Raw genomic sequence first — 25,358 nt, forward strand, 5'->3', positions numbered from 1 at the left:
GACAGAGGGTCGCTAGGCGAACAGCTCCGACTTAGCGAAGCGCGTCACATCGATGAGGCCGATGTCGGAGATGCGCAATTCAGGGATCACCACCAGCGCCAGCAGCGAGTGCTGCATATAGGCGTTGTTGAGGGTGCAGCCGCATTCGGCCATGGCCTCGACCATCCTTTGCGCCTTTTGGGCAACGATCTCGGCCCGCTCGTCCGACATGAGCCCCGCGATCGGAAGCTCGACCAGCGCCAGTATCTTGCCCTGGCTCACCACCACGATCCCGCCGCCCACTTCACCCAGCTTGTTGGCGGCGACCGCCATGTCGTCCTTGCTGGTGCCGACGACGATCATATGGTGGCTGTCATGCGCGACCGTGCTCGCCACGGCGCAATCCTTGTCGTAGCCGAAGCCCGAAACGAAGGCATTCGTCACTTGGCCGGTGGCGCGGTGGCGCTCGACCAGCGCGATCTGGCAGACATCCCGGGCGCGGTCCATTTCAGCCAGGCCCTGGCTCACTTTCAGCTCGCATTCGAGCGCCCTGGTCGGTGCCTGGTTCTCGATGACGCCGATGACGCGGGCCTTCACTTGGTTGGCGCCCTTGGGTGCCGCGATGTCGAAGTCCTCGGCGGTGAGCTTGCGCTTCATTTTCACCGTGTCGCGCGCCGTCCTGGGGTAGGCATAGGCCGGTATGTCGGCGGTGAGCTTGCCGTTCTCCGCCAGTACTTTGCCATGGGCGATGACCATCTCGATGGGAAGCGCGACGAGATCGGAGGTGAGAACGAGATCGGCGCGCCGGCCGGGCGTGATCGAGCCCAGCTCGCGTTCGAGGCCGAAATGCTGGGCGGTGTTCAATGTCGCCATCTGGATGGCGGTGATGGGTTTCAGTCCCTGCGCGATGGCATGGCGCAAGACGCGGTTCATATGGCCGTCATTGACCAGCGTGCCGGAATGGCTGTCATCGGTGCACAGGATGAAATTGCGCGGATCGAGCCCGCACTCGGTCACCGCCTTGATCTGGGCCGCGACATCATACCAGGCCGAGCCCAGGCGCAGCATGGCGCGCATGCCCTGGCGAACGCGCGCAATTGCATCATCGACACGCGTGCCTTCGTGATCATCGGCAGGCCCGCCCGCCACATAGGCATGGAAGGGGAGGCCGAGATCCGGCGAGGCATAATGGCCGCCGACTGTCTTATGCGCCGCCTGGGTGGCGGCGATCTCGCCCAGCATCGTGGCATCCTTGGCGATGACGCCCGGAAAATTCATCATCTCCCCGAGGCCGATGATATTGGGCCAGGCCATCGCTTCCTTCACCTCGGCGACGCCCAGCGTGGCGCCGGGATTTTCGAGGCCTGGCGCGCTCGGCACGCAACTTGGCATCTGGACGAGGACATTGATCGGAAGCCCCGCCGCTTCATCATGCATCAGCCTGACGCCCGGCAGCCCCAGCACATTGGCGATCTCATGCGGGTCGATGAACATCGTCGTGGTGCCATGCGGGATGACGGCGCGGGCAAATTCGGTCACCGTCACCATGCCGCTTTCGACATGCATATGCCCGTCGCACAGGCCCGGCACGAGATAGCGGCCCTGCGCTTCGATGATCTTCGTCTTGGGACCGACCGCGTGGCTCGCATCAGGACCGACATAGGCAAAGCGCCCGCCGATGATGGCAATATCGGTGCCGGGGATGATCTCGCCCGAATGCACATTCACCCAGCGCCCCTTGCGTATGACCATGTCGGCGGGTTTTCGCCCCATGGCGACATCGATGAGCTCGGACGCTGTCTCTGACCAGGCTTTCATGAATTCATTGTCCTTCCAGTGCGTTCGGTATGTCTATATCTCTTGCCTGAGGACCACGGCAGTGGTCGTTTCAGCCACTTCAGGGAAGTTGGAGATTTGATCACGGATCTGATTGAGCCGGGCGAGCGATTCCGCCCTGATATCGATAAGAAGATCGATCTCGCCGGCCAGCGACAGGCAGCGTGTGACCTCCGGCAGACGCTCGAGCCGCTTCACCACTTGCGGGGAGGGCGTCTGCTTGAGCTTCACCAGGAGACAGGCAAAGGCCGCGAGCGAGGCATCGGCGATATCGGCGCGATAGCCGCGGATGATGCCGGCCTTCTCCAGCCGCGCGATCCGGTCCCTGAGGCTTGAGCGGGCAAGCCCCACCTTGGCCGCCAGCGCCTTGGCGCTGATCCGCGCATCGTCGCGCAAAACACTCAGGATTTCGCGGTCTTTTTCGTCAGGCGTCATCGAGCCTTCCCCTTGGGATCGAATCGAGCCGATTCGATCCCAAGGGGTCAAGAAGGCTCGACAAATAACATTGGAGCAAATCCTTATCGCCGAAGTCTGCAACTTCGGCGGGATTTGCTCAAATGGCGGCCGTACCGGTCAAAAGGGCGGATTGGGCAATCGAAGTGACGGTTGAGTTATTCCGATGAATGGCACATCTTCCGCCGCAACGCACCCCTCCCGGAGGACGCCTTGTCGATCATCAACCATCCCGGACCCGAAATCAGCGAAAGCCTGGCGCGCCAGATCGCGGAAGCGCATTTCGGCCTGAGCGGCCCGGTTTCCCGTCTCGCCAGCGAGCGCGACCAGAATTTCCATTTTGCCGGGACGGGCCAGGGCGCGGTGCTCAAGATCGTCAATGCCGCCGAGCCCGAGCAGGCGCTGCGATTCCAGGTCGCAATGATCGGCCATATCAGGAAGGTCGATCCGGGCCTTGCCGTGCCGCCCGTGCGCGTCTCCAAATCGGGCGAGGAACTGCCGGTCATCGACGGGGCCAAAGGCGAGCGCCACCTGATCCGCGCCGTCGATTACCTGGCGGGCACGCCGCTTGCCGAGAAGCCGAAGACACCGGCGCTGCTTGAAAGCTTCGGCAGCTTCCTCGGCCGGCTCGACCGCGCTCTCCAGAGCTTCGGCCATCCGGGCGCCCATCGCGACCTCGACTGGGACCTGCGCAAGGCCGGCCGTTCGCGCGCCCGTATGACGGCGATCGATGATCCCGGGCAGCGCGAGATCTGCGACTATTTCCTCACCCGCTTCGAGACCCTGGTCGAGCCGCGTCTCAATGAGCTGCGCGCCGGCGTCATTCACAATGACGCCAATGACTGGAATGTGCTGGTCTCTGATGACGGGAGCGAGATTTCAGGCCTCATCGATTTCGGCGATGCGCTCCACACCACCCTCATTGCCGAGCTTGGCGTCGCTGCCGCCTATGCCATTCTCGATGCCGATGATCCTCTGGGCGCGGTCGCCCACATGCTGATGGGCTATCACCGGGAGTTGCCGCTGCATGTGGAGGAGATCGATCTCCTCTTCGATCTCATCGCCATGCGGCTCGTCACCTCCGTCACCATCTCGGCCGAGCGCGCGCCGCGCGTCGCCGGCAATCCCTATCTCAATATCAGCGAGAAGCCGGCCTGGGACATGCTGCGCCGCTTCCGCCGCATCGATCCCTTCATCGCCAAGGCGATCCTGCGCCAGGCTTGCGGCTTCGAGGTGGCGCCGGGCGCCGGCAAGGCTGCCGGCTGGCTCGCCCGCAACCGCAAGGCCCTGAGCCCGATCTGGGGCCGGCCGCTCTCCAATCACCGCATCCTCCAGGTGCCGTTTGGCGACGCATCGCATCCGCTGGTGAAGGCGGCCGCGTCGATGGATGTCGGCGCCTGCGAGACTGCCTGGCAGGCCTTGCGCAAGGCCGAGAATGCCGAGCTCGGCATCGGGCCCTGGGGCGAGAGGCGCGCCATCTATGCCGGAAAGATGTTCGAATCGAAGCTCATCCGCGATGTCCGCCGCACCCGCCATCTCGGTCTCGATATCTTTGCCGAGGCCGGGACGCTGGTCATGACGCCGCTCGCCGGGCGCGTCACCGATGTGCGCATCGAGCGCGAGCCCCTGGGCTATGGCTGCGTCATCCTGATCGAGCATGAGCCTGAGCCGGGCGTGCGCTTTTCGAGCCTGTGGGGCCATCTCTCCCATGAGACGGCAGCGCATCTCAAGGAAGGTCAGCTGCTCCAGGCCGGTGAGCGGATCGGCACTTTGGGCAATGCTGACGAGAATGGTGGCTGGCTGCCGCATCTCCATCTGCAGCTCGTTGCTTATGGCAGCGATGACGCCGAGCCCATTCCGGGCGTCGGCGAGGAAGCCTATCTCGATCTGTGGGCGAAGCTCTATCCGCCGGCCTATGATTTCGCCGGCCTCACGCCCGAGACTTTTCAACGTTCGGGGCGGACCAGCGATGAGATCGTCGCTGCCCGCAAGCGTACCCTCCTGCCCAATTTGAGCATCTCGTTCCGCGAGCCGCTCAAGATGGTGCGTGGCGAAGGCGTGTGGCTCATTGCCGATGACGGCCGGGCCTATCTCGATTGTTTCAACAATGTCGCGCATCTGGGCCATGCCCACCCCGAGATCGTCGAGGTGCTGGCGCGCGAGGCTTCGCGCCTCAACACCAATACCCGCTACCTGCACGATAACATCGTCGACTATGCCGAGGTGCTGGGCTCGACCCTGCCGGGCGATCTCAAGGTGGCGAGCTTTGTCTGCACCGGCAGCGAGGCCAATGATCTGGCGCTGCGCATGATGCGCGCCAAGACCGGCCAGAATGACATCGTCGTCGTCGACTGGGCCTATCATGGCCATGGCGCCGAGCTGATCGACATCAGCCCCTATAAATACAAGCGCGCTGGCGGCGAAGGTCGCAAAGCCCATGTCTGGGAAGCCGAGCTGCCGGACACCTATCGCGCGCCTGCTGACTGGCCGGCCGAAGAGCATGGCAGGCGCTTCGCCGAGAGCATCGCCCGCCAGGTCGCGGCGATCCGCAAGGCCGGCAAGCGGCCCGCCGCCTTCATTGCCGAATCGATTCCGAGCTGCGGCGGCCAGATTTTCTTTCCGCCGCATTATCTCGAAGAGGCCTATCGCATCATTCGCGATGCCGGGGGCTTGTGCATTGCCGATGAGGTGCAGGTGGGCCTAGGCCGCGTCGGCAGCCATATGTGGGCCTTCGAGACGCAAGGCGTCGTCCCCGACATCGTCACCATGGGCAAGCCGATCGGCAATGGCCATCCCCTGGCGGCGCTCGTCACCACGCCTGATGTCGCCAGGGCCTTCAACAACGGCATGGAATATTTCAACACCTTCGGCGGCAATCCGGTGTCCTGCGCCATCGGCCTCAAGGTGCTGGAGATCATCGACCGCGACCGCTTGCGCGACAATGCGGCTGCGATGGGCGATTATCTGCTGTCGCGCTTCCGCAGCCTGCAGCAGCGCCACGAGTCCATTGGCGATGTCCGCGGTATGGGACTGTTTCTGGGGCTCGATCTCGTCACCGACCGCGCCTCCAGGAAACACGCGACAGAATTTGCCAACCGCGTCGTCAACCTGGCGCGCGAGGAAGGCGTGCTGATCGGCACCGACGGGCCTTATGACAATGTCGTCAAGATGCGCCCGGCGATGATCTTCTCAAAGACCGATGCCGATCTTCTCTGCGATGTCCTCGATCACGCCTTTACCAGGGCCGTGGCCTGAAGCCGAGTGCCAGTGCGTCAACGCTGATTGCGCTGCTGCTTAGCGTTTCCAAGCCTCTTGCCAAGCCAAAAATTCGGATGGCCTGATTTGGTAACGCGCGAAGTTTCCCTCATGCAGGCCGACAAGCTCGCTCTCTGCTATCTCTCGAAACTTCTTTTGGTCTCCAGCCTCGATGTGTTCTCGTGTCCAGGTATCAACGTAAGCAGTCGCCTGCTTTTTGCTCATGCAACCGCGAACGACCGAGCTGACAACATTTTTCAGGTCTGCACGGTATCGCAGCCGGTAGGGGTCAGGCTCTCCCAATGACTGCCTGACGGCGGCGTAACGCGCTGCTGAGCGCTGATAGGCCCAGATGAAGACATCGCGCAACATCTCTATCCGATTCATCTCGTACACGCCGAGGATCGCCTGGGTGTAAAGCTCTTTCGGGACGTCCTCAAACGACAGCGGCAGGAGATTTCCCTTGATGAGCGGAATATTCGCGGCGAGACGGGATACGCGCTTGTTCACATCGTCGAAGGGCTGCAAATAGGGAAGCTGCACCATCACGAAGAAGGCTTGCTCGAATGGATCGGTTATAGTCGAAGCAGCTTCGAGGATCTGCTCAAAACACTCTTCAATGAGTTGTGGCGTTTCCAGGGGATGAAAGACGGCCCCCTCGATGGCGACACCAATGTATCTCAGGCGACCCGGCGCATCGGGATCCGAAAGCAGGTTGTTTGCAAGCAAGGCATGCAGGTTGAGAATCGTGTAACGGTTGAAGCCTATTTCTTCCGCATTGCTGACGAGAAACTCGATGGCATCCTTGTGATTGAGGATCATCTGAGCTTCTATCCGCGCTTTGCCCTCTGCCTCCTCGCCGAGGTCGATGAGGCGCTTAGTGTCGAGCAGGGAATAGGTGTTACCTTCCAGTCGACTTGAGTTCCATGACAGGTCGATAAGCAGCCTGTTCAGAATTCGTTTGGCGTAGGTGCCGGCGGGCTGCTCGGTGATCTTGGGTGCACCAATTTCCCGAAGATGCGTTCGCTGCTCTGCCGACAGATAGTAACTTTCATTGGGTCGGTAGGAGTCGAGAAACCCGCGATGATAGCCGACCGGCTTTCGCGCTCCCGCCGGCTGTCGCACATAGTGCTGGATCTCCCGTCCGTTCTCTGAAAGGGGATGCACTGTCCCCTCAGCGTGGACTTCCATGTTTTCAAGGGTTACATCCCAGATCGCTTTTGTGGGGGGAGGACGGTACCGCGCCCACCGTCCCTCGCCCTCTTTAATCAGTCGGCCGTTATCGACAAGCGTCTTGAGACGATGTTGCAAGGTACGTCGCGGCGTCGCGGTCTCAAGCAGGTTCGCAATCTCCCGTGCCGTGATTCCACTGGGATGCTGGCGCACAATGGCTTCAATTGCCCGCAAATCCTCGTTTCTTTTGCGCTTGGCCAAGCCGGCCTCCATTAATGGCGCGTATATATCTATGCGCCAGTTACGTCGACATATGCGCAAATTACTGGTCTATGCGCAATAAAAATTGCGCCTATAAACGAACAAAATAGAAACAGACTATCTACGCACTTCCTGACACGCAGGCCTGAAGTGCCGGCGCCAGCCGCTTCGCCCATTCCGCCTGGCCCTGCGCGTCGCCGATCAGGTCCTGGCGGATCTCGATCAGGACGGCATCGAGGCCGCGGGCCTCGCCATGCACCGGCACGGTGTAGTCGCCGTCATCCTCGATGCGATAGGGCTCGTTGGCGACGACGGTGAGGCCGGGCTCCTGCAGCGCGGCGACCAGCGCGTTGCCGAGGCGCTGCGCCTTGCGGAACAGGATGCCCGCATGCCAGGGCCGCGCGAAGCCTTTGAAGACAGGCGTGAAGCTGTGGACGCCGAAGACGATGGTCGGCATGCCTTGGGCCTGGCGGCGGTCGAGCACTCGGGCCACGTCCTTCTGGAACGGCCAGTAGAATGTCTTCTCGCGAAAAGCGCGCTCCCCGACGCTGAGCGCCACATTGCCGGGAATGCGGGTCGTCTCGCTGATCTCGGGGATGGAGGTCGCGACGCCGACCGGCCGGTTGCAATCGATGAGGAGGCGCGAATGGCCGGACAGGACCAGCGGCGCATCGAGGACGCGCGACAGCTCGCGCGCGATCGGCGCCACGCCGATATCCCAGGCGATATGCCGCCTGAGCTCTTGGGCGTCGAGGCCAAGCCCCTCATAGCGTGCCGGTATGTGGTTCGAGGCATGCTCGCACAGGAGCACATAGGGTGATGCGCCACCTTCATTGACCGTCTCTGAAGCCGGCGGATCGCCGGCGATATCCTGCGCGAGCTGATCGGCCACTAGGCGATATCCTCAAGGCGCTTGAGAACGGTCTCCGTGTCGCTCACCCAGCAATAGCCGCCGAAAGCCTTCAGCGCCGTGTCGTGCCGCGCCTGCGAATAGGTGGCGCAGGCATCTTCGACGAGCGTCACCAGATAGCCGCGATCGGCGGCATCGCGCACCGCCATGTCGACGCACTGGTCGGTGATCACGCCCGAGATGATGAGATAGCGGATGCCGAGGTTCTTCAGCACATAATCTATGTTGGTGGAATTGAAAACGCCCGATGACGACTTGGGGAAGATGATCTCATTGTCGATGGGGGTCAGTTCCTTGATCGGCTGGCCCTCCGGCATGCCCTTCGGCACGAAGATGTTCGACAGGCGATGGTCGAGCGAGATGTCGCGGCCGTCCCTGGTCAGGGCCTCGATGATCGTGTGCGTGACCTGGATGCCCTTTGCGCGCGCCGCCTTGAGCAGCTTCTGCGCATTGGGGATCGTCGTCGCCTTCAGGCGCTTGAAATAATAATGGTTCTCGTCGAGCTCGGGATGCGAGGGATCGAGGCCCGGCGTGCAGTAGATGGTCTGCAGATCGACATAGAGGAGGGCGGTCTCCTCCCGTCTATAGGGTGCATCGCGGGTGATGGTCGCGGGCTTCATGATTTCGGTTTCGCTTTCCTGCTGGCGGAAGATGTGGTCTCGCTCGGCGTATCGAGCACGACGCCGTTGAGGCGCCGGTAATATTCGATCTCCTCGAGCCGGCCGCGGCCCTCCTTGTCGAGCTTGGCGGCGAAGGCGGCGACCAGCGCCTCGAGCTGCACCATGGTCGGCACCATCGTGTCGAAGGGCGAGATCGTGTCGACCGGTCCGGTCAACGTCACTGTGGCGAAGGCGGCGATAGGCGATTTCCAGCGGTCGGTCAGAAGCAGGATGCGGGCGCCGCGCTTGTGCGCCTGCTCGGCGAAATGCACGACATCCTGCTGGTAGCGCCTGAGATCGAAGGCGACGACCACGTCCTGCTTGCCGATATCGGCGACATATTCGGCGAGATCGGCGGGCGAGCCATTGGCCCAGACGGCGCCGGGCCGCATCTGCACCAGATGGCGGTGGAGTATGCCGGCAAGGAATCCGGTGAAGCGGCCGCCGATGCAGAAGACACGCTTCTTGGCCTTGATCAGCAGGTCGGCCGCCTCGTTGAAATCGGCCGGCAACAGGTCGGACTGGCTGGTCTTGAGGGCGGCGATCGTCGCTTCGGCATAGGATTGATAGAGCCCTTCCGCCGGCATGACGGGCTTGCGGCTCTCCAGCATGGTGAGCGCCGAATTCATATGCGCTTCGAGCTCCGCCAGCAGCGCCTGCTGCATCTCGATGAAGCCGGAGAAGCCGAGCTTGGTGGCGAGCCGGATCACGGTCGGGTCGCTGACCTCGGCCTGTTGCGCAAGTCTCGAGGCGGTGGCGAGGCCGGCCACCGGATAATTGGCCAAGAGGACACGGATGACCTTGCGCTCCGCCGGCGTGAAGTCAGACGCGCTGTCGATCAGCTTGCTTTTGAGGGTCATGGGATGGGTTCATGGTTGTTGTATGAAAAAATACAGAATGAATGGAAAATGAGCAATCTGTAAAATTTATTGACGCCTTGCCGGGGTCTGGTAGCTTGGCAGGGACTTTTAGAGGAAGTCCGATGACGATGCACTATTCGGCGCTCGATCTCATCAAGGTCGAGAAGGAGCTGGGCGCCAACAACTACAGGCCCCTGGACGTGGTGCTGGAGCGCGGCGAAGGCATCTGGGTGTGGGACACCGACGGGCGGAAATATCTCGACTGCCTCTCGGCCTATTCGGCGGTCAATCAGGGCCACGGCCATCCGCGCATCCGCCAGGCGCTGATCGAGCAGTCGGGCAGATTGAGTCTGACGTCTCGCGCGTTCCGCAACGACCAGCTGGCCCGCTTCTATGAGGAGATCTGCGCGCTGACCAATTCGCACAAGGTGCTGCCGATGAACAGCGGCGCCGAAGCGGTCGAAACGGTCATCAAGGCGGTGCGCAAATGGGGCTATGAAGAGAAGGGCGTGCCCGAGAACCAGGCCGAGATCATCGTCTGCGCCGATAATTTCCATGGCCGCACCATCACCATCGTCGGTTTCAGCACCGATCCCTCCTCGCGCAACGGCTTCGGTCCCTTCGCGCCGGGCTTCCGCGTCATCCCCTTCGGCGACATGGCGGCGCTCGAGCGCGCGATCACGCCGAACACGGTCGCTTTCCTGGTCGAGCCGATCCAGGGCGAGGCGGGCGTCATCATTCCCCCACCGGATTATTTCCGCCAGGCGCTCGATCTCTGCCGCAGAAATCGCGTGCAGCTCGTCTTTGACGAGATCCAGACCGGGCTTGGCCGCACCGGCAAGCTCCTGGCCGAGGAGCATGAGGGCATCGAGGCCGATATCACCCTGGTCGGCAAGGCCCTGTCCGGCGGCTTCTACCCGATCTCGGCGGTTCTCTCGAATTCCGAGGTGCTGAGCGTGATCAAGCCCGGCGAGCATGGCTCGACCTTCGGCGGCAACCCGCTTGCCTGCGCCGTCGCCCGCATGGCGCTGAAAGTGCTGGTCGAAGAAGGCATGATCGAGAACTCGGCCAATATGGGCCGATATTTCCTCGACGGGCTGAAGAGCCTGCGCAGCAACATCATCGCCGATGTCAGGGGGCGCGGACTGATGCTGGCCGTCGAGCTCGATCCCGATGCCGGCGGCGCGCGGCCTTTCTGCGAGAAGCTGCGCGAGGAGGGGCTCCTGTGCAAGGACACGCATGACCATACGATCCGCATCTCGCCGCCTCTGGTGATCACCAAATCCGATATCGACTGGGCGCTGGAGCGCATCGGTCGCGTGTTGCGCTAGGAGCAGATCGTCAAATCTTCTATGCAAAGCCTCTCTCCTATCCCTCAACCGTCATCCCGGCGAAAGCCGGGACCCAATAAATTCTTTCCATCGGCGCAGCGCCGCCCGGTTGCGTCCATTCAATGGATCCCGGCTTTCGCCGGAATGACGGATGTGGAAAGAGCGGGCGCCAGCTGATGGCCGCGAACGATCTCTATCAGCGCGATGCGGCCGCCATCGGCACGTTGCAGAAGCTGCGCTTCTTCCCTTCGGCTTTGACCGGCGGTGCCGGTGTCCGGGTGACGGACCAATCCGGCCGGTCACTGCTCGATCTCTCGGCCGCCTGGGGGGCCGCGGGCCTGGGCTATGGCCACCCGGCCCTCGTCGAGGCGGTGACCAAAGCGGTGCGCAACCCGGCGGGCGCCAGCGTGCTCTCATCCGCCAATCTGCCGGCGGTAGAGCTTGCCGAAAGGCTGCTGGCGACGGCGCCCGGAATAGCGGACGCCAAGGTCTGGCTCGGCCATTCGGGGTCGGACGCCAATGAAACGATGTTCCGCGCGGTGACGGCGGCGACCGGCCGCGCGCGCATCCTCAGCTTTGCCGGCGCCTATCATGGCGGCACCGCCGCATCGATGGCGATATCGGGCCACAGCGTCCAGGCGCATGCCACGCGCCATGCGGGCCTCACCCTCATTCCCTATCCCGCAGCCTCGCGTCCATTCATGGGTGATGTGACGGGCGAGAAAGTGCTCGAGCTGGTCGATCATCTCCTGAGGACGACATGCCCTGGCGATCAGGTCGCCGCACTCTTCATCGAGCCGATCCAGTCGGATGGCGGCATGATCGTGCCGCCGCCGGGTTTCCTGAAGCGTCTCGTCGAACTGTGCCGCCGGCATGGCATATTGATCGTCAGCGATGAGGTGAAGGTCGGCCTCGCCCGTAGTGGCGAGATGCATGCCTTCAGCCATGAAGGTTTCACGCCCGATATCATCTGCCTCGGCAAGGGTCTCGGCGGCGGCATGCCGCTCGCCGTCGCGGTGGCGCCGGCGCGCATTCTCGATTTCGCCGCTGCCTTCGCGATGCAGACCTTGCATGGCAATCCGGTTTCGGCCGCCGCCGGCATTGCCGTCCTCGATACGATCCGGCGCGATGAGCTCGCCTTGAATGCGGCAATGGTCGGCGATTATTTTTTCGCAAGCCTGCAGAAGCTCCGGCAGCGCCACGACATCATCACGGATGTGCGCGGCCGCGGTCTCGCCATTGGCATCGAGCTCTCGGCCGACCGCGCCAAACGCTATGCCGCCAAGACCGTCTATCGCGCCTTCGAGCTCGGCCTCGTTCTCTACTATGTCGGGCTCGAGTCCAATGTGCTGGAGCTGACGCCGCCGCTCATCCTGACGCGTGAGGATGTCGATGAGGCGGTCGAATTTCTCGATCGCGCGCTCAGTGACGTCGAAGCCGGTGTCGTCAGCGATGCCGATATCGCCCCCTTCGCCGGCTGGTGAATCATTTTCTTAAGAGTCCGATTCAACCTGTTGAAATGAATCAGCTTTTAACCAGCGCCCGAAGCACGTCAGCGGCGATCTCGAAAGAGTGCAGCCGCGCCTGGTGATCATAGATATGGCCGGTAACCATCAGCTCATCGGCCTGCGTCAGCGCCAGGAAATTCTCGAGGCCGGTCTTGACCGTCGCGCGCGCGCCGACAAACGAATAGACGAGCGAATGATCGGCGCCCGCTCTTTCCTGCGGCGCGGCGAAGGCATCGATGTCGTCGATCGGCGGCGGTAATTGTCCCGGTGTGCCACGCCGCAAACGTACGAAGGATTGCTGCAGTGAGGTGAAGAGCCGGCGTCCTTCGGCATCGCTGTCGGCGGCGATGACATTGGCAGCGGCGACGACATATGGCTGGTCGAGCTGCTGCGAGGGCTGGAAGCGCTCGCGATAGATGGCAATCGCCTGGATGAGCGCATCAGGCGCGAAATGCGAGGCGAAGGCGAAAGGCAAGCCCAGATGCGCGGCAAGCTGCGCACCGAACAGGCTTGAGCCCAGGATCCACAAAGGCACTTTGAGTCCGGCGCCCGGCACGGCGCGGATCCTCTGGTTGGGCTCTGGATCGTCGAAATAGATCTGGAGCTCGATGACATCCTGCGGGAACTGGTCGGCGGCGGTGGCGAGGTCGCGCCGCAGGGCGCGGGCGGTCAGCATGTCGGTGCCGGGCGCCCGCCCGAGCCCCAGATCGATGCGGCCGGGATAGAGCGATTCGAGCGTGCCGAACTGCTCGGCGATGACCAGCGGCGAATGATTGGGCAGCATGATGCCGCCGGCGCCGACGCGAATGGTCCTGGTGCCGCCCGCCACATGGCCGATCACCACCGAGGTGGCAGCACTCGCAATGCCGCTCATATTGTGATGCTCGGCCAGCCAATAGCGCTTGTAGCCCCAAGCTTCCGCATGCTGGGCGAGATCGAGCGTATGACGGAACGCATCGGCGGCGCTGGCGCCTTCCGGGATGGGAGAGAGGTCGAGAAGGGAGTAGGCGATCATGCGGGGACCTGGGGCGGCGGCGGGAAAGGCAAAAATGGGGGCTCGGCCTTCGATCTGCAATGCCGCTCCCGCATAGCTGATGCCGCCAGGGGTTTTGCTTTGGCGGCCGACATGGCAAGGTGCCGGCCCCGCATAAGCCCCGAAGAGCCTTCCCGAGTCTATCATGCCCGCGCCGCGCGAGATCATCCTTGGCATCGATCAGGGGACGACCAACACCAAGGTGCTGGCGATCGACAGGCAGGGGCGCGTGCTCGGCGAGGCGAGCCGTCCTATCGCCACCACATCGCCCGCACCCGGTTTTGTCGAGCAGGATGCGGCCCTCATGCTGGCCAATGTGCTGGCGGCGGTCCGCGAGCTGTTCGATCGGCTGGCGCTGAAGCCGGGCGAGATCGTCTCGCTCGGCATTGCCAACCAGACCGAGACCCTGGTGGTGTGGGACCGCGCGACAAACGCGCCGGTCATGCCCGCCATCGTCTGGCAGTGCCGCCGCGGGGCGGAGGAGCTGCAGCCATTGACGAGCGACGATACGCGTCAACTCGTCAGGAAGCGCACCGGACTCGATCTCGACCCCACCTTCACCGCGGCGAAGCTTCTCTGGCTCACCCGTCATCGCCCCGAAATCGCGCAGGGCCTGCGCGACGGGCGGCTGCGCTGGGGCACGGTCGACTCCTGGCTGATCTCGGCGCTGACCGAAGGCCAGACCTATGCGACCGAGCCCGGCAATGCCTCGCGCACCATGCTGTTCGATATCGAACGGTTGAGCTGGGACCAGGAGCTCGGCACCTTGTTCGGGCTCGACCTTGCGGCATTTCCGGAACTGCGCCGCTCCGATGCGAAATTCGGCGCGACCAGCGAGCGGTTGCTCGACGCCCGTATTCCGATCACCGGCGTGCTGGGCGACCAGCAGGCGGCCCTCTTCGGCCATGGCTGCTACAATGAGCGCGAACTCAAGGTCACCTATGGCACCGGCGCCTTCCTGTGGATGAATGCCGGCCACACACCACCGCCGGCAGCGGGTGACGGGATCATCAGGACCATTGCCTGGCAGCTCGACAGGCCGAGCTATGCCTATGAAGGCTTCGTGATGTATGCCGGCAGGATCCTCGATTGGCTGAGCGAACGCCTCGGGCTCGAAGGCCGCGGCGCCGCTGTCGCCGCTCAAGCGGAGAAAGCGGGATCGAATGCCGGCGTGCTGCTGATCCCGGCCTTCCAGGGACTTGCCTCGCCCTGGTGGCAGCCCGATCTGCGCGCCGCACTTCTGGGACTGAGCGAGGCCACCAGCCAGGGCCATATCACCCATGCCGGGCTCGAGGCGATCTGCTACCAGATCCGCGCCGTGCTGGAGGGGATCGCGGGCAGGAGCAAGCTCCCTCTGGTGAAGGTCGATGGCGGCGTGACCCGCTCGCGCTACTTCACCGCGATGCAGGCGAGCGTGCTGGGCGTGCCGCTCGCGGTATCGGCCACGGACGCCATGACGCCTTTCGGTGCCGCCCTGATGGCGGGACTGGGGGCGGGATGCTGGACGTCGCTCGATGAATTGCGCGCTCTGCCGCGCGCAAGCGCGATCGTGGAGCCCGACGCGTCGAAGCCTTATGAGACCTCCTATGGCGAGTGGACGAAGGCGGTCGAATTCCTCATTGCCTCCTATGGCCGAAAGAAAGACTGAAGCCGGACCACATGACGGAAAAAATCTACGATCTCCTGGTGATCGGCGGCGGCATCAACGGTGCGGCGATCGCCTGCGACGCGGCGGGCCGCGGCCTTGCGGTGGCTTTGTGCGAAATGCAGGATTTCGCCGAGGGCACATCGTCGCGGTCATCGAAGCTCATCCATGGTGGCCTGCGCTATCTCGAGACCTATGATTTCAAGCTGGTGCGCGATGCCTTGATCGAGCGCGAGATCCTGATGCGCCGCACGCCGCATCTCGTCTGGCCGCTGCGTCTCGTCCTGCCCTATGTCGCAAGCCAGCGGCCGCGCTGGATGATCCGCCTCGGTCTGTTGTTCTATGACTATCTCGCCAGCCGCAAGGTGCTGCGCCGCTCCGAGGCCATCGACTTGCATCGGCATGCGGCCGGTGAGGCGCTGAAGCCAAGCTATCGCCATGCTTTCGTCTATTCCGATTGCCGCGGCGATGATGCCCGCCTGGTGATCGCCAACCTGCTGGGCGCCGAGCGCAGTGGCGCCGACATACTGGCGCGGCATCGTTTCGTGAAAGCCGAGCGCGCCGGCGATCTGTGGCGTATCACGCTCGAAAAAGACAATAGGGCAGTGGTCGAGGTGAAGGCGCGTGCGCTGGTCAACACTGCAGGCCCCTGGGTCATCGATGTGGCGGAGAAGATGAAGATTGCGGTCGGCCGCAAGCTTCGCCTGGTGCGCGGCAGCCACATCGTGGTGCCGCGCCAATGGGAGGGCGAGCATGGCTATTTCTTGCAGACGGGCGACGGCCGGCTGATGGAGGCCTTTCCCTATGAGCGCGACTTCACCTCGATCGGCACGACCGATGAGCCCTGGGAGGATGCACCGGAAAAAGTCACGATCTCCGACAAGGAGATCGACTACATGCTGGCCGAGGTGAATGCGTTCCTGAAGAAGCCGGTGACGCGCGCCGACATCGTCTGGAGCTATTCGGGCGTGCGCCCGCTGTTCGAGACGGGCGGCGGACGCGACGGCGATCTCAAGACGCTGACGCGCGATTATGCCTTCGAGATCGACCATGCGGCCGGGAAGGCGCCTGTCCTGACCGTGCTCGGAGGCAAGCTCACCACGCATCGCCGACTTGCGGAACATGCAATGCAGAAGCTGTGCGCGATCATGCCCTGGCCGGCCGAGAGCAGCTCACGCGAGGACATATTGCCAGGTGGCGATTTTGGCGCGGGCGGCATCGAAGCCTATCGCCGGACGCTCCGATCGCGCTTCCCTTTTCTGCCGGAAATGCAGGCGGATCGCTATGTCCGGCTCTATGGCACGCGCAGCGATGACCTGCTGGCCGGCGCTCGGAGCCTTGCCGATCTGGGCCGGCATATGGGCGCCGATCTCTATCAGCGGGAAGTCGATTTCCTCATGGACACCGAATGGGCGCGGGGTGTCGAGGACATCATCTGGCGGCGCAGCAAGCTGGGCCTCAGATTGTCGCCGGTTGAGATCGGCGGGCTTGCCTCCTATGTGAAGGTGAAGACCCCGCCTGACATTCCCTCCTGATCCCTCCAACTCTCGGAAGAGCTTGCCATGATCGACCTCTATTACTGGACGACGCCCAACGGCCACAAGATCACGATGTTCCTGGAGGAGGCGGGGCTTGCCTATCGCATCATCCCGATCGATATCGGCAAGGGCGACCAGTTCAAGCGCGATTTCCTTGCCGTGTCGCCCAATAACCGCATTCCTGCGATCGTCGATACGAAGCCGGCCTCCGGATCGAAACCGATCTCGCTGTTCGAGTCGGGCGCCATCCTGCTCTATCTCGCCGAGAAGACCGGCAAGTTCATTCCCGCCGATCTCGCCGGCCGTGCCGAGGTGCTGCAATGGCTGTTCTGGCAGATGGGCGGCATCGGGCCCATGGCCGGCCAGAATCATCACTTCCGCAACTATGCGCCGGAAAAGATCCCTTATGCGATCGAGCGCTATGTGAAGGAGACGAACCGTCTCTATGGCGTGCTGAACAAAAGGCTCGCCGATCGTCCTTTCGTCGCCGGCAAGGATTATTCGATCGCCGACATGGCCATCTATCCCTGGACTGTTTCCTGGGAGCGCCAGGGCCAGAATCTCGACGACTTCCCGCATATGAAGCGCTGGTTCGAGGCCATCCGCGCCCGCCCGGCGACGATTGCCGCCTATGCCCAGGTTCAGAAGATCAATCCGCAATCCGGCCGGCCGATGACGGATGAGGAAAAGAAGGTTCTGTTCGGCCAGACCGCCGCGGTGGTGAGGTAGCTGCTCACCTTATCCCGACGAATGCCGATATCATGTGCACACATCTCGCGGGTGGGCCTTCCACCCTCGCCCCGCTTTAGCGGGGAGAGGGTAGGGGCCCGCCGCGCAGCGGCGGGAAGGGTGAGGGGCCTGCGTGCAATTTTCATACAGGCCCCTCACCCTCCCATTGCTGCGCAATGGGTCCCTCCCTCTCCACGCTGAAGCGGGGCGAGGGTAGGTCGTGTTCATTCCAGTCGGCTGCGGAACAGCCACGCGGCCGCGCTCAGCGTGCCGAGCGCGATGAGAGCCAGCGGCACTGTGTTGTGGACGACTTCGCTCAAGGGTATGTCCTTGAGGAACACGCCCTTCACCACGACCAGGAAATAGCGCAGCGGATTGACGAGCGTCACCGGTTGCAGCCAGGCGGGCATGTTCTCGATCGGTGTGGCGAAGCCCGACAGCAGCACTGCCGGCACCATGAAGACGAAGGCGCCCAGAATGGCCTGCTGCTGCGTCAGCGACAGCGATGAGATGAAAAGGCCGATGCCGACCACGGAAGCCAGGTAGAAGACGGCGCTGCCATAGAGCAGGAAAAGCGAGCCGCGCAGCGGTATGCCGAAAATGAAGACGGCGGCCAGCACGTAAAGCGTGATGTGGAAGAGGCCGATCATCATCGGCGGCGTCAGCTTGCCGATGAGGATCTCATGCGTCCTGAGCGGGGAGACCATCAGCTGGTCGAAAGTGCCGAGCTCGCGCTCGCGCGCCACCGACAGAGCGGTGACGATGAGGCCGATCAGCAGCGCGATAATGGCGACGAGGCTCGGCACGGTGAACCAGATGAAGGTGAGATTGGGATTGAACCAGTAGCGCGGCACCACGCTGACGGCGGCCGCCCGCTCGCGCGCCGTGCTCAGATCGGCGGCGAGCGATGCGATGATCTGGGTCAGGTAGCCGGAGACGATCTGGGCGCCATTCGACCGCCGCCCGTCGAGGATGATCTGCACATCGCCCGAGCGGCGCGCCTCGAGGTCGCGCGAGAATGTGGGGCCGATCTGCACCGCGGCGATGACTTCCTGGCGGTCGATCAGCTCATGCAAGGTCCTTTCGTCATCGGTGCGCACCAGCCGCCGGAAAGTGGGCGCCCCGTCGATGCGCTGGATGAGCTCGTGGCCCCATTTGCCGCTGTCGCGGTTGAGGATCACGATATCGGCATTCTTCACCTCGAGCGTCGCCGCATAGGAGAAGACGAGGAGTTGCAGGATAGGGGGAACGATGATCACGGTGCGCCCGCGCGGATCGCGCAGGATCGCCAGCAGTTCCTTGATGATGAGCGCCGTGAGCCTTTGCCACATGTCAGGCGAGCCTCTTGACGGTGCTGCGCGCCGCAAGCCCGAGGAACACCAGGCCGGCGAGCAGCAATATGGCGATGTTCTTGAGGAAGAGCGGCCAGATGTCGCCGGCAAGGAACACGGTCTGCAGGCTCGGGATCAGATAGCGCGCCGGCACGATCAGGCTGATCCATTGGATGATGACCGGCATCGAGCCGATCTCGAACAGGAAGCCCGAGAGGAGGAAGGCCGGCAGGAAGGCGGACAGGAGGGCAAGCTGCGAGGCCAGGAACTGATTCTTGGTCGCGGCCGAGATCAGGAGCCCCTGGCCCAGCGCCGGCAGCAGGAAGGCGGCCGAGATCGCATAAAGCGCCACAAGCGAGCCACGGAACGGCACGCCGAAGAGAAACACGGCGACGAGCACGCACAAGGTCATCGACGCCATGGCCAGGATAAAATAGGGGATGATCTTGCCGGCCAGCAGCTCGAGCGCGGTGACGGGCGTCGCCATCATCGCCTCCATCGTGCCGCGTTCCCATTCGCGCGCGACCACGAGGGCGGTGAGCAAGGTGCCGATCAGCGTCATCACGATGGCGATCGAGCCCGGCACCAGGAAAAAGCGGCTGGTCAGCTCGGGATTGAACCAGAAGCGCTGCTCCACCGTGATGCCGGCGGTCTCGCGCGGCGTCTCGCTGGCTCGCTGCCGCATCCAGGTCGCGACCACGCCTTGCGCATAGCTCTGCACGAAATTGGCGGTGTTGGGATCGGTGCCGTCGACGATGACCTGCACTTGCGGGTTGTTGTGCGCGGCGAAATCGGTTGCGAAGGTCGCCGGGATGACGACGATGCCGCGCACATCGCCGACGACCAGCGCGTCCTCGAATTCGCGCCGGTCGCGCCCCTGCCTGACCTCGAAATAGCGCGAGCCTGCGAAGCTCGCGGCGAGATCCTGGGTCAGCGGCGTCATCACCTCGACGGCGACGCCGATGCGGGTGCGGTTGGCATCGAGCGAGACGCCGTAGCCGAACAGGAACAGGAGGATGAGCGGCAGGACGAAAGCGATGAGGATGCTGCTCGGGTCGCGGATGACCTGATAGGTCTCCTTGCGCACCAGGGCGGCGAGACGGCGGGCACGGTTGGAGCCTTTGTTTCCTTGATGCGAACTCATCTGCCGCTTTTCCCGACAATCCCCTCTCCCCCCACGGGGGTTAGGGGCATAGGCGCTAGGTTAAGTGACGTGCGCCGATTCTCCCTCCACCGCCGACCTTGCTCCGCCGAAGCGAAGCCTCGGCTTCGCGAAGGCGAGAGGCGGGGAGGGTGGCGCGCGGAACGCGCGACGGGTGGGGTGTCTATGCGAGGAAGATCTATCAAGCAAAATATCTGCGAGTGGTTCAAACCAGGTGTTGGACACTTGTCGACGGAGAGACCCCACCCGTCCGCCCTGCGGGCGGCCACCCTCCCCGCGCTTCGCGCGGCGGAGGGAGATTGTGCGCGTTCTCCCTCGCCCTCCCAATGCTCCGCATTGGGCCCCTCCCTCTCCTCCGATGGGGGCGAGGGTATTGGCGCATGCGTACTAGCTCTCGTTCTCATGCCTGCACCTCCGCTTCGGAGCCCTGGACCAGGGCGATGAACGCGTCTTCCATCGTCGGGTCGGGATTGTCCTGTGTGGCGACCTTGGCTTTCAGCTCATCGGGGGATCCGAGCGCGATCGATTGGCCGTGATAGATGAGCGAGATGCGGTCGCAATATTCGGCTTCATCCATGAAATGGGTGGTGACCAGCACGGTGACGCCCTTTTCCACGAGCCCGTTGATATGGGTCCAGAATTCGCGCCGCGTGATCGGATCGACGCCAGAGGTCGGCTCATCGAGGAAGAGCGCTTCGGGCTCATGCATGACTGCGCAGGCGAGCGCCAGGCGTTGCTTGAGGCCGAGCGGCAGATCCTTGGCCGATTGGTCGGCATGGACCGCGAAATCGAAGATGTCGCTCACCAGCCTGATCCGGGCGCGCTTCGCCTCGCCCTTGAGGCCATAGACGCCGGCGAAGAAGTCGAGATTCTGCCCGATATTGAGATCGCCATAGAGCGAGAATTTCTGCGCCATGTAGCCCAGCCGGTTGCGGGCTTCCGCGCTGTCGCGCCTGAGATCGAAGCCGGCGACCCGGCCTTCGCCCGATGTCGGCTTGAGCAGGCCGCACAGCATCTTGAAGGTCGTCGACTTGCCGGCACCATTGGGGCCGAGCAGGCCGAAAATCTCGCCCCGCCTGATGTCGAAAGTGATGTCCTTGGCTGCCGTGAAATCGCCGAAGCGCTTGGTGAGGCCCTTCGCCTCGATCACATGCGGATTGGCATCCTGATGCGGCTTCATCGCCTCCGCGAGCTTCGACTTTCCGCCGGGACCGCCGCCTAGCATGTCGACAAAGGCATCTTCGAAACGGGGTGGCGTCCTGACGAGCCTGGCGGGGGAAGCGAGAGCGCTCTCGAGGCCTTTGCTGTCGCTCTTCTCCGCCGTGACGAGGCGGATGGCCTCACCCTGGATGACGCCGTCGATGACACCTGGCTGGTCGAGAAGCGAGGCGAGCAGGGGCCGCCTTCGTCCTTCCATGCCGGTGAGCCTGAAGACGCGGCCTTCGACCCGGGCGGTGAGCTCATTCGGCGGCCCGGTGAAGAGGAGCTTGCCCTGGTTGAGCAGCAGCACCCTCGTGCAGGCTTCGGCTTCGTCGAGATAGGCGGTCGACCAGACGACGCCGATGCCTTCTAGGGTCAGATCCTTGACCATCTTCCACAGATCCCGCCTCGAGATCGGATCGACGCCGACGCCCGGCTCATCGAGGAGCAGGAGGCGCGGCTTCTTGAGCAAGGCGCAGGCAAGGCCCAGCTTCTGCTTCATGCCGCCCGATAATTTGCCGGCGAGCCTTTGGGTGAAGCGCTTGAGATCGGTGAAGGTCAGGAGCTCGTCGAAGACGGAAGCGCGCTCGGCTGGCGGCAGCCCGCGCAGATCGGCATAGAGGTCGAGATTCTCCTGGACGCTCAGATCCTCATAGAGGCCGAAGCGCTGCGGCATGTAGCCGATCGCCGCCTGGATGCTCGCCGCATCCTGTTGCGTATCGAAGCCGAGGACGTTGAGCGTGCCGGCATCGGGTTTGAGCAGCCCGGTCATCAGCCGGATGAGCGTCGTCTTGCCGGCTCCGTCAGGCCCGACAAGGCCGGTGATCTCGCCGCCCTTGATCGAAGCGGTGATCTGGTCGAGCGCCGGCGCCTCCCCGCCGAATGTCCTGCTGACCCCTTCGATCCGGACAAAGTCTTCCATGGCGCGTCATGATCCGGAAGGCCCGGGCACATGCACCGTCACCGGCATGCCCTGGCGCAAGCCCTGGTCCGGTTCATCGATGATGATGCGCAGGCGATAGACGAGGTCGGTTCTGAGCTCCGGCGTCTCGACCGATTTCGGCGTGAATTCGGCAACGGGCGATATGAAGCCGATCTTGCCGCGATAGGGTTTGCCGGGCGCGGAGTCGGACGTGACGGTCACTTCGAGACCCGGATGGATGAGGCCCAATTGCGGCTCCGGAATGTAGCTCCTGACCCAGACCGGGCGATCGAGCGAGAGCACGAAGACGATGTCGCTGGTCGCGACGATGGCGCCGGGCTCGCGCAGCCGCGACAGGATCACGCCGGCGGCCGGCGCCCTGAGGCTCGTGTCCTCGAGCGCTGTCCGGGCGGCGGAGAGATTGGCCTCGGCGCCGGCGAAGCTGGCTTTGGCGACGGCGATATCCTCGCTGCGGTTGCCAGCGAGGAGCAGCTGCAATGCCTCGCGTGCCGATGTCACGCGCGCCGCTGTCGAGTCGCGGGCCGCTTGTGCATTGTCGAGCGCTGCCTGCGAGATCGTCTGGCCGGGTCGCAGCTGGACGGACCGGTCATAGGCGAGCTTGGCATTCTCAAAGTCGGCGATGCGTTCCTGAAGTGCGGCGCGCGCCTGGGCGATCTCGGCGGCGCGCGGACCCGCCACCAGCTTCTCATAGGTGGCGCGCTGGGCATCTGCTTGCGCCTTCGCTGCCGCGACGGCGTCCTCATAGGGCTTGGCATCGAGGCGGGCGAGGAGATCGCCGGGCTTGATGGCATCGCCCTCATCGAACTTCATCTCCGCCACACGGCCATTGACCCGAAAGCCAAGCTGCACCTGGCGGATATCGACATTGCCATAGAGCGTCAGTTGGCCATCCCCGCTGTCGCGCCAGCCCAGGCGGGCAGGGAGATCGAACCACCAGGCGGCCAATGCCCCCAGCGCGAGCACGGCCAGCAGCGCAACCAGTCTCCGTCTCATATCCGTTCATCCTCAGGCGGGCTTGACAAAATGCCAACAAGTGTTGGCATATTCTCATTGCCGGCCTCTTGTCAACCTGGGGCGGCCCGGCCGATATCGTGCTGGGCGATCTGCAACGAGGTAAATATCTGAAACGCCTGGAAAAATGAGCGACCCGACCAGACAGAGGAAATCCGACACGACGCGCAGCCGCATCATCGAGGCGGCGCGCGAGCGGTTTCGCAAGGAAGGTTATGAGCGCACCACCATCCGCAAGGTGGCGCGCGATGCGAAGATCGATCCCTCGATGGTGATGCGCTATTTCGAGAGCAAGCGCGGGCTTTTCGACGCCGCGATGGCTATCGAGTTGCGCATCCCGGATCTCAGCGACCACCCGCGGGACAAGCTTGGCGAGGCCCTGATCACCCATTTCCTCAGCCGGTGGGAACAGCCTGATGCGGATTCACTCCAGCTGCTGCTGCGCTCGTCAGCGAGCAACGAGGAAGCGGCGGAGCGGATGCGCGGAATCTTTCGCGGCCAGATCGTCACCATGGTCGCCCGCCTGCGCGGCGACGAGACGGATGCGCCCGAAGTCGCGGCGCTGATCGCAACCCAGACCATCGGCCTCGGCTATGCGCGCTATATCCTCAAGCTGCCGCCATTGGTGGCGATGCCGCGCGAGACGATCATCAAAGTGATCGGCGCAACGATCCAGCGCTACCTGACCGAGCCTTTGCCCCAGATGTTCACCGGTGAAAAAAGGGGTGGTTAATTGACAGGGATAGGCGATGATTCCTCGCCAGGTTCTGTGTCAGTTAGGCAACGGATACAGGGATTTACAGGGAATTACAGGGAAAATTTGCAAACCGCAGGTGGTCGCCAGGAAATGTCCTGACAGATCATTCCCTTGGGGTTTTCGCTTGTTTGGGAGCAGGGAATTCGGCCGGCGCCTAGCAGGGAAATCCCGTCTCGTCCTGCGCGCGTTCTGTCTTGATCGATTTTCCTAGGCAATCAGCCTATGTTCCCAGGACCGGCACACGGAAACAGGACATCGCGCCAGCTCCCGACACAGCTCCAACGATGGAATTTCCCAAATCCCACGGTTCTGTCCGCCATTGCAAGGGCCTGGTTGCGCTTTGCGGCTCAGGCGGCGGCGAGCGCCTGGGTCATGTCGGCGATGAGATCATCGGGATGCTCGACGCCGATCGACAGCCTGATGGTCGAATCAAGGATGCCGATGCGGTCGCGAATGTCCTTCGGCACGCCCGAATGGGTCATCGCCGCCGGGTGGCTGGCGAGCGATTCAGTGCCGCCGAGGCTTACCGCCAGCTTGACGATCTCGAGCGCATTGAGGAAGGCGAAGGCGGCTTTCTGCCCGCCTTTGATGTCGAAGGAGAAGGTCGAGCCGCCACCCAGGCACTGCGCCTTGAACACGCGCTGCGCCGGATCCCTGGCGTCGAGGAACGGAAGATAATGCAGCTTGCTGACCTTGGGATGATCGCGCAGGAACTCGGCCACGGCCGCCGCATTTTCATTGGCTTTTTCCATGCGGATGGCGAGCGTCTCGAGCGACCTGCCGAGCATCCAGCAGGAATGCGGATCGAGCTGCGTGCCGATGGCGCCGCGCAGCGCCCTGACCGGCTTGATGACGGCAAGCGGGCCCAGCGCCGCTCCGGCGATGAGATCGGAATGGCCGCCGACATATTTGGTGAGCGAATAGAGCGAGATATCGGCGCCATGGTCGAGCGGACGCTGGAAGACCGGGCCGAGCAGCGTGTTGTCGCACACGATCACCGGCCGATGGTTCTGCCTCTTGGCGATCTCATCGGCGATGCGCCGCACCAGCGCGATATCGACCAGCGTGTTGAGGGGGTTGGAGGGCGTTTCGATGAGGATGACGGGGACGCGGCCTTTCTTGCACGCTTCTTCCGCCGCGGCGCGCAGGCTGGCTTCGGTCACGCCGTCGGAAAATCCGGCCGAGGCGATGCCGAGATTGAGGAAGGTGCGCGCCAGCAGCGTCTCGGTTCCGCCATAGAGCGGTTGCGAATGCAGGATCGCATCGCCGGGCCTGGTGAAAGCGAGGAGGGTGGTGGCAATGGCCGACATGCCGGAAGAGAACAGCGTGCAGGCTTCCGTCCCTTCGAAGACGGCGAGACGGTCCTCGACGATCTCGCTGTTGGGATGATTGAAGCGCGAATAGACGAGCCCGGCACCCGTGCCCTGTGGCGGCTCGCGCCTTCCGGAGACGAAGTCGAAGAAGTCCTTGCCCTCTTCGGCGGTCTTGAACACGAAGGTCGAGGTGAGAAAGACCGGCGGCTTGACGGCTCCTTCCGAAAGATCGGGATCGAAGCCATAGCCCAGCATCAAAGTCTCGGGATGGAGGCGATGATTGCCGATATGCGTCTTGGACGGTCTCGGTGCGGGCATGGTGTCCTCCACGTCAACTTCCATGGAGGACCAGTCTAGCCCGGATTTCTCACACGGCCATTGGATATTGCCAAACGGAGTGTCGGTCTGTCTTGGGCTTCTCGCGTTATGAGCATTTCAGCGATTTCAGCCGCCCTGCGGGCGAGCTTGATC

19 protein-coding genes are annotated in these 25,358 nt (G+C 63.3%); 7 read left to right on the forward strand and 12 right to left on the reverse strand.

Annotated elements, in window-relative coordinates; genetic code table 11:
• Positions 1–12: 12 nt before the first annotated feature.
• Both ade and DT068_RS27210 read right to left on the reverse strand, forming a co-directional pair.
• The gene (gene ade / locus DT068_RS27205; protein WP_119393049.1) at positions 13–1,797 is read right to left on the reverse strand and encodes an adenine deaminase; all 1,785 of its coding nucleotides are present in this window, start codon (positions 1,795–1,797) and stop codon (positions 13–15) included.
• A 33-nt stretch (positions 1,798–1,830) separates the two neighbouring features.
• A complete protein-coding gene (locus tag DT068_RS27210) occupies positions 1,831–2,250 on the reverse strand; it encodes an Lrp/AsnC family transcriptional regulator (protein ID WP_119393050.1) in 420 nt (139 codons plus the stop codon).
• A 231-nt stretch (positions 2,251–2,481) separates the two neighbouring features.
• Here DT068_RS27210 and DT068_RS27215 point away from each other — a divergent pair, with 231 nt between their 5' ends.
• Positions 2,482–5,523, forward strand: coding sequence for an aminotransferase class III-fold pyridoxal phosphate-dependent enzyme (locus tag DT068_RS27215; protein ID WP_119393071.1), 3,042 nt, complete (start codon positions 2,482–2,484; stop codon positions 5,521–5,523).
• Between the two features lie 39 nt (positions 5,524–5,562).
• Here DT068_RS27215 and DT068_RS27220 read toward each other — a convergent pair whose 3' ends face one another.
• The 4 genes from DT068_RS27220 to DT068_RS27235 form a co-directional block, all read right to left on the reverse strand.
• Entirely contained in the window at positions 5,563–6,957 is a 1,395-nt protein-coding gene (locus DT068_RS27220) for a Fic family protein (protein ID WP_368905302.1), read from the reverse strand.
• A 121-nt stretch (positions 6,958–7,078) separates the two neighbouring features.
• Positions 7,079–7,849, reverse strand: coding sequence for an N-formylglutamate amidohydrolase (locus DT068_RS27225; RefSeq protein ID WP_162914500.1), 771 nt, complete (start codon positions 7,847–7,849; stop codon positions 7,079–7,081).
• Positions 7,849–8,487 (reverse strand): cysteine hydrolase family protein, encoded by a 639-nt coding sequence (locus DT068_RS27230; RefSeq protein ID WP_119393052.1) that lies wholly within the window; start codon positions 8,485–8,487, stop codon positions 7,849–7,851. Before DT068_RS27230 ends, DT068_RS27225 begins: the two co-directional genes overlap by 1 nt.
• Entirely contained in the window at positions 8,484–9,386 is a 903-nt protein-coding gene (locus tag DT068_RS27235; protein WP_119393053.1) for a MurR/RpiR family transcriptional regulator, read from the reverse strand. Before DT068_RS27235 ends, DT068_RS27230 begins: the two co-directional genes overlap by 4 nt.
• Before the next feature lie 128 nt (positions 9,387–9,514).
• Here DT068_RS27235 and rocD point away from each other — a divergent pair, with 128 nt between their 5' ends.
• Positions 9,515–10,717, forward strand: a complete 1,203-nt coding sequence (gene rocD, locus DT068_RS27240; RefSeq protein WP_438816461.1) for an ornithine--oxo-acid transaminase — start codon at positions 9,515–9,517, stop codon at positions 10,715–10,717.
• A gap of 176 nt (positions 10,718–10,893) precedes the next feature.
• The gene (locus DT068_RS27245) at positions 10,894–12,201 is read left to right on the forward strand and encodes an aspartate aminotransferase family protein (RefSeq protein WP_119393055.1); all 1,308 of its coding nucleotides are present in this window, start codon (positions 10,894–10,896) and stop codon (positions 12,199–12,201) included.
• A gap of 40 nt (positions 12,202–12,241) precedes the next feature.
• Here DT068_RS27245 and DT068_RS27250 read toward each other — a convergent pair whose 3' ends face one another.
• Positions 12,242–13,240, reverse strand: a complete 999-nt coding sequence (locus DT068_RS27250; protein WP_119393073.1) for an LLM class flavin-dependent oxidoreductase — start codon at positions 13,238–13,240, stop codon at positions 12,242–12,244.
• A 163-nt stretch (positions 13,241–13,403) separates the two neighbouring features.
• Between DT068_RS27250 and DT068_RS27255 the strand changes: the two genes are divergently transcribed.
• Genes DT068_RS27255 through DT068_RS27265 form a run of 3 tightly spaced genes read left to right on the forward strand, consistent with a single transcriptional unit; the run spans position 13,404 to position 17,170 of the window.
• The gene (locus DT068_RS27255; protein ID WP_119393056.1) at positions 13,404–14,906 is read left to right on the forward strand and encodes an FGGY-family carbohydrate kinase; all 1,503 of its coding nucleotides are present in this window, start codon (positions 13,404–13,406) and stop codon (positions 14,904–14,906) included.
• 11 nt (positions 14,907–14,917) lie between these two features.
• On the forward strand, positions 14,918–16,438 hold the full coding sequence (gene glpD, locus DT068_RS27260; RefSeq protein WP_119393057.1) for a glycerol-3-phosphate dehydrogenase: 1,521 nt from the start codon (positions 14,918–14,920) through the stop codon (positions 16,436–16,438).
• Between the two features lie 27 nt (positions 16,439–16,465).
• A complete protein-coding gene (locus DT068_RS27265) occupies positions 16,466–17,170 on the forward strand; it encodes a glutathione binding-like protein (protein WP_119393058.1) in 705 nt (234 codons plus the stop codon).
• 224 nt (positions 17,171–17,394) lie between these two features.
• Here the strand turns inward: DT068_RS27265 and DT068_RS27270 are convergent, their stop codons facing one another.
• The 4 genes from DT068_RS27270 to hlyD form a co-directional block, all read right to left on the reverse strand.
• Complete coding sequence (locus DT068_RS27270) at positions 17,395–18,501, reverse strand: ABC transporter permease (protein ID WP_119393059.1); 1,107 nt, start codon at positions 18,499–18,501, stop codon at positions 17,395–17,397.
• A gap of 1 nt (position 18,502) precedes the next feature.
• Positions 18,503–19,645 carry an ABC transporter permease gene (locus DT068_RS27275; protein WP_119393060.1) on the reverse strand — a complete coding sequence of 381 codons (1,143 nt, stop codon included), beginning with the start codon at positions 19,643–19,645 and terminating at the stop codon, positions 18,503–18,505.
• A gap of 418 nt (positions 19,646–20,063) precedes the next feature.
• Positions 20,064–21,785 (reverse strand): ATP-binding cassette domain-containing protein, encoded by a 1,722-nt coding sequence (locus DT068_RS27280; RefSeq protein ID WP_119393061.1) that lies wholly within the window; start codon positions 21,783–21,785, stop codon positions 20,064–20,066.
• Positions 21,786–21,791: 6 nt separating this feature from the next.
• The gene (gene hlyD / locus DT068_RS27285; RefSeq protein ID WP_119393062.1) at positions 21,792–22,799 is read right to left on the reverse strand and encodes a secretion protein HlyD; all 1,008 of its coding nucleotides are present in this window, start codon (positions 22,797–22,799) and stop codon (positions 21,792–21,794) included.
• Positions 22,800–22,944: 145 nt separating this feature from the next.
• On the opposite strand from hlyD, the gene DT068_RS27290 reads away from it, so the two are divergent.
• A complete protein-coding gene (locus tag DT068_RS27290; RefSeq protein WP_119393063.1) occupies positions 22,945–23,550 on the forward strand; it encodes a TetR/AcrR family transcriptional regulator in 606 nt (201 codons plus the stop codon).
• A 371-nt stretch (positions 23,551–23,921) separates the two neighbouring features.
• On the opposite strand, the gene DT068_RS27295 is transcribed toward DT068_RS27290, so the two are convergent.
• Positions 23,922–25,205 carry a cystathionine gamma-synthase family protein gene (locus DT068_RS27295; protein ID WP_119393074.1) on the reverse strand — a complete coding sequence of 428 codons (1,284 nt, stop codon included), beginning with the start codon at positions 25,203–25,205 and terminating at the stop codon, positions 23,922–23,924.
• Positions 25,206–25,358 lie beyond the last annotated feature (153 nt).

It is taken from the genome of Taklimakanibacter lacteus (assembly GCA_003576695.1).
Classification (GTDB): domain Bacteria; phylum Pseudomonadota; class Alphaproteobacteria; order Rhizobiales; family Aestuariivirgaceae; genus Taklimakanibacter; species Taklimakanibacter lacteus.

What these genes read in the sequence shown, in the direction of transcription:
- ade (WP_119393049.1), bottom strand. Translation starts at nt 1,797, where the DNA reads ATGAAAGCCTGGTCAGAGACAGCGTCCGAGCTCATCGATGTCGCCATG.
- DT068_RS27210 (WP_119393050.1), bottom strand. Translation starts at nt 2,250, where the DNA reads ATGACGCCTGACGAAAAAGACCGCGAAATCCTGAGTGTTTTGCGCGAC.
- DT068_RS27230 (WP_119393052.1), bottom strand. Translation starts at nt 8,487, where the DNA reads ATGAAGCCCGCGACCATCACCCGCGATGCACCCTATAGACGGGAGGAG.
- DT068_RS27235 (WP_119393053.1), bottom strand. Translation starts at nt 9,386, where the DNA reads ATGACCCTCAAAAGCAAGCTGATCGACAGCGCGTCTGACTTCACGCCG.
- rocD (WP_438816461.1), top strand. Translation starts at nt 9,515, where the DNA reads ATGCACTATTCGGCGCTCGATCTCATCAAGGTCGAGAAGGAGCTGGGC.
- DT068_RS27245 (WP_119393055.1), top strand. Translation starts at nt 10,894, where the DNA reads ATGGCCGCGAACGATCTCTATCAGCGCGATGCGGCCGCCATCGGCACG.
- DT068_RS27250 (WP_119393073.1), bottom strand. Translation starts at nt 13,240, where the DNA reads ATGATCGCCTACTCCCTTCTCGACCTCTCTCCCATCCCGGAAGGCGCC.
- DT068_RS27255 (WP_119393056.1), top strand. Translation starts at nt 13,404, where the DNA reads ATGCCCGCGCCGCGCGAGATCATCCTTGGCATCGATCAGGGGACGACC.
- glpD (WP_119393057.1), top strand. Translation starts at nt 14,918, where the DNA reads ATGACGGAAAAAATCTACGATCTCCTGGTGATCGGCGGCGGCATCAAC.
- DT068_RS27265 (WP_119393058.1), top strand. Translation starts at nt 16,466, where the DNA reads ATGATCGACCTCTATTACTGGACGACGCCCAACGGCCACAAGATCACG.
- DT068_RS27270 (WP_119393059.1), bottom strand. Translation starts at nt 18,501, where the DNA reads ATGTGGCAAAGGCTCACGGCGCTCATCATCAAGGAACTGCTGGCGATC.
- DT068_RS27275 (WP_119393060.1), bottom strand. Translation starts at nt 19,645, where the DNA reads ATGAGTTCGCATCAAGGAAACAAAGGCTCCAACCGTGCCCGCCGTCTC.
- DT068_RS27280 (WP_119393061.1), bottom strand. Translation starts at nt 21,785, where the DNA reads ATGGAAGACTTTGTCCGGATCGAAGGGGTCAGCAGGACATTCGGCGGG.
- hlyD (WP_119393062.1), bottom strand. Translation starts at nt 22,799, where the DNA reads ATGAGACGGAGACTGGTTGCGCTGCTGGCCGTGCTCGCGCTGGGGGCA.
- DT068_RS27290 (WP_119393063.1), top strand. Translation starts at nt 22,945, where the DNA reads ATGAGCGACCCGACCAGACAGAGGAAATCCGACACGACGCGCAGCCGC.
- DT068_RS27295 (WP_119393074.1), bottom strand. Translation starts at nt 25,205, where the DNA reads ATGCCCGCACCGAGACCGTCCAAGACGCATATCGGCAATCATCGCCTC.